Below are 4,256 nucleotides of genomic sequence, written 5' to 3' on the forward strand. Positions count from 1 at the left end.
CTTGTCCTCACGCCTGCCGAATACCAGGCGATCATCGACGCGTTCGACATCAGCCCCGACACTGCGCAGAACAATAGCGGCACGGTAAACTGGACCTACACGATCGACGAAGCCAAGCTCGATTTCCTCGGTGCAGGCGAAATCGTTACCGCCGTTTTCACCATCACTTTGACCGACGACAGCGGCCAATCATCCGCAGATGGCCCCAATGAAGTCAACCGTTCCAGCCAGGACGTGACCATCACGATCCGCGGCGCGACGATTGACGAGCCGGTCATCAGCATCCAGGCGGGCGATACGGCTACAGTACCGTCACCTCTCTCCGATCCGAATACGTTCGGCGGCTTTTTCGAGGCACCCGACAAGCCAAACGGTGTGCTCGACGACGGCATTTCCGTTAAGGGCACATTGACGGTCCGCGATGTCGATACGACTGATGTCGTCGACATGACTGTAGTGGGCGTGACTTTCACGACCGTCAATTCGCCGATCATTCCGAGCTACATTTCGGCCAGTTCGAACGCGCTGCTGAAGTCCTTCCTGACGCTGAAGGAAACCAATGGCTCGGATGCCAATGACATTCCGGCCGAAGTTACCGACAAGAATAACGTAACCTGGACGTTCAATTCTGGAATTGAGCCATTCGACTTTTTGGCGGAAGGCGAGCAGTTGGTGCTGACTTACACCATCAAGGCCACGGACGACGAGGGCGGATCGGATACGCAGCCGATCACGATAACGATCACCGGAACGAACGACCGGCCGTTGATTGATGCGATCACCGCGACCGGCGGCTTGAGCGAGATTTTCGAGTCGGGGAACGGCACGAACGAACTCAATGCCACCGGCACGATCACGATCTCTGACCGCGATACCACCGACGAGGTGCAGCTGAGCGAGACATACAATGGTGACATGATTTGGAGCGGCGGCTCAATCATGGCCGACCAACTGTCGACGACGCAGATTCAGGCATTAATCGATGGTTTCACGCTCAACGACAACGGCTTTATCGCGATCAATGATGCAACCAACACCGCTAGCAGCGGCTGGACCTACGCAACAACCGAAAACCTCAATTTTCTTGCTGCCGGCGAGACGCTGACCTTCAGCTACACGGTTAAGGCCACGGATGACAGCGCTACTGCAACTGCCGAGAGCGTCGGACAGAAAGTCACCATCACCATCACCGGCACGAACGACCAGCCGGAAATTTCGGCGATCACTGCGACTGGCACCCTTTGGGAGCCTCTGGGCTCCGGCTCCGGGGCGGATGCCGATACGAACCTTACGGGTCTGCAGGCTGCCACCGGCACGATCACGATCTCCGACCGCGACGATACCGACGAGGTGCAGCTCAGCGAGACATACAATAGTGATATGATTTGGAGCGGTGGCCCAATCGCATCGGCGCCGTTATCGTCCGGTCAGATCCAGGCATTGATCGACGGTTTCACGCTCGATGACACTGGCAAGATTGCGATAAATGATGCCAGCAATACAGTTGACAGCGGTTGGGCCTATGCGACTGGCATCGATTTAAACTTTTTGGCTGCCGGCGAGACGCTGACCTTCAGCTACAACGTTGTCGCGACCGACGATAGCAACACGGCCACGGCTGCCAGCGCCCCGCAGAAGGTCAGCATCACCATCAACGGCACGAATGATGCGCCGGTGATAAGCGTGGTCACCGTTGCCGACAACCTCGGAACTCCCGGCATCGATGAATCGCTGCTGAGCGATACATCGATCGCGACGTTGGCGGAGACTGATGCGGGTTTGTTGAAGAGCGGCACGCTCACGGTTACTGACGCGGACCTTTCTAACACTGTCAGTTCGTCTGTCACGAGCGTCGTGTTGTCGGGTGTAACTGGTGGGTTGGTCAGCGGCGATGTGCTGTCGATGCTTTCGGTGACGCCGTTGACCGGCCTTGCGGCTCAACCCACCGATCTTCACAATCTGGCTTGGAACTTCAATTCCCAATCCCAGGCATTCAATTTCCTAGCGGCAGGTGAGTCCCTTGTTCTCACCTATACGATCACGTCGACGGACAACAGTATTGCGAATCCGCTGTCCGACACCCAGACTGTCGAGATCACCATCAACGGCACGAATGAAATAATAACGGGGTCAGGTGGTAACGACCCCAACCTTATAGGCACAGTTTACGTTGATGAGATCAATGGCTTGGGCGGTGACGATAATCTGTTCGGTTTGGATGGCAATGACATCTTTGACGGTGGTGCTGGGAATGATACAATTGATGGCGGGCAGGGTTTCGATACAGCCATTTATACTGGTGACACTGGTATAGTTGTAGCAAATTTGGCTACAGGAATAGTTACGCATGGCAACGCATTTACTGACAATTTGACGTCAATTGAAGCTGTAATTGGTTCACCGCAGGCTGACAATATTACCGGCAACCAATTTGCGAACAAATTAGTGGGTGGCGCGGGCATCGATACCATCGCCGGCGGCGATGGAAATGACTTCCTGTACGGTGGCGATGGTGCTGATTTTCTTTCCGGTGGCAATGGAACACCGTCCCTAAGTGACGGCCTCGATACATTTATATTCAATTTCGGGGATACTGGTATCGACCAGATATTGGACTTCAATACCGGCTCTGGCAAAGACCAAATCGATTTGTCGAGCTTCTTTGCCGATGGCATCACGGCGACAACTGCCCAAGCACAACTTACCCTGACCACGTCCGGCGGAAATGGCCATCTGTTTTTCAACGGGAATGAAGTCGCCCAGTTTAATGGTGTCACGACCGGTTCCATCGATGTGGTCTACGATCATCAGGCACAGGTTGCGCAAGTAACCTCGGTAGCGTTTGCATGACGTTTGGGCGGCTGCTGGAACAACTGCGTGCCCTCGCATTCCTGCTACTTTGCGCGCTCCTCTTCGCCTTTCCGGCCGCCGCTGCCGACAACGACAAGGTCGGTGCGGCACTGGAGCAGATGTTTGCGGCGGGCGCGGTCGACACGGGGTCTGAAGCCGCGAATGCCCGAATTGCCGAGCTCAAGGAATTCTATGCCGGGCGCTCGTTCAAGCCCGTCTGGGTGCGCGATGACGGGCCGAAGGCAAAGGGCAGGGCGCTCCTCGCCGAGCTGAAGCGCTCCTGGGTGCAGGGCCTGTCGCCCAAATTCTACAACACCACGGAAATCGAGGCGCTGATTGCCGCGACAAACCCGGCCGAACTTGCCCGCCTCGACGCGCTGATGTCCGGCGCCTTCATCGACTTCGCCGGCGACCTTGCCAATGGCCGCATCGGGCCGCAGGTTCCGGGCTCCGAGAACCAGATGGTACGCATCGACACCAACCCGGCAGCCTTTGTCGAGGCGGCAGCCGAGGGCGGCAATTTCCCCGCCTTCGCGAGCAAATATCTGAGTGCCGACGACCGCTATGTGCGCCTCATCGCCAAGCTTGCCGAATATGACCGCATCGGCAAGGCCGGCCGCTGGCCGCAGATCGATGCTGCCGCCGGTCCGATTGCTCAGGGCGCAAGCGATCCGCGCGTGCCGGCAATCCGCCAGCTTCTGGTGATGGCGGGCGATCTTGTGCCTGACGATGCCGGTTCGGGTGACGTGTTCGACGGTGCGCTGCAGGCGGGCGTGGCTTCTTTCCAGGAGCGCCACCGCCTGGTCCAGGACGGCAATCTCGATGCGGCAACGCTCGCCGAAATGGCGGTTCCGCTTTCCGGCAGGCTCGACCAGATGCGCCTCAATCTCGAGCGGCGGCGCTGGCAGAATGTCGAACTCGGGCCGAATCATCTCTATGTGAACCTTGCCGACGCCAATGTTCGCCTGGTGCTCGACGGCGAGACCGTGGGATTCTTCGACATCGAGAATGTGCCGGAACTGGCGGAAACGCCGACATTCCTCGCCAATGCGACACTGCTCGGCGACGGCATGCTCGCGGTCGAAGGCAGTCCTTATCTGGACGCGATCGGTGGTGCCGGCAGCGGCAAGACGATCGAAATCGCCAAGTTTGACACTTTTGCCGAGCTGATCCGCAAGGCCAAGACCGCCACACCGGATGCCGAAGGCAAGCTCGCAGCGCCCATTTCGGTCTATGTCACCTATGTCACCGCCTGGGCGACGAGCGATGGAAAGGTGCATTTCCGAACCGATGCTTTCGGGCGCGATCCCAAGCTCGCCGCATTGCTCTACGGGCAATGAGCATAGCGTTCCCGGACAGGGAGCGTTTGCGGTTAACATTTCCATTACCCGATGCCTTCACAATGC

2 protein-coding genes are annotated in these 4,256 nt (G+C 57.7%); both read left to right on the forward strand.

What is annotated here, in order from left to right:
* Positions 1-2,850 (forward strand): beta strand repeat-containing protein (locus ACEW8Q_RS01555; RefSeq protein ID WP_373502294.1); only part of this gene is annotated, 2,850 nt, incomplete at its 5' end.
* Positions 2,847-4,190 (forward strand): peptidoglycan-binding protein, encoded by a 1,344-nt coding sequence (locus ACEW8Q_RS01560; RefSeq protein ID WP_373502295.1) that lies wholly within the window; start codon positions 2,847-2,849, stop codon positions 4,188-4,190. The genes ACEW8Q_RS01555 and ACEW8Q_RS01560, both read left to right, overlap by 4 nt.
* The last annotated feature ends 66 nt before the right edge of the window (positions 4,191-4,256 follow it).

This window comes from Aestuariivirga sp., assembly GCF_041738905.1.
Taxonomy (GTDB): domain Bacteria; phylum Pseudomonadota; class Alphaproteobacteria; order Rhizobiales; family Aestuariivirgaceae; genus Aestuariivirga.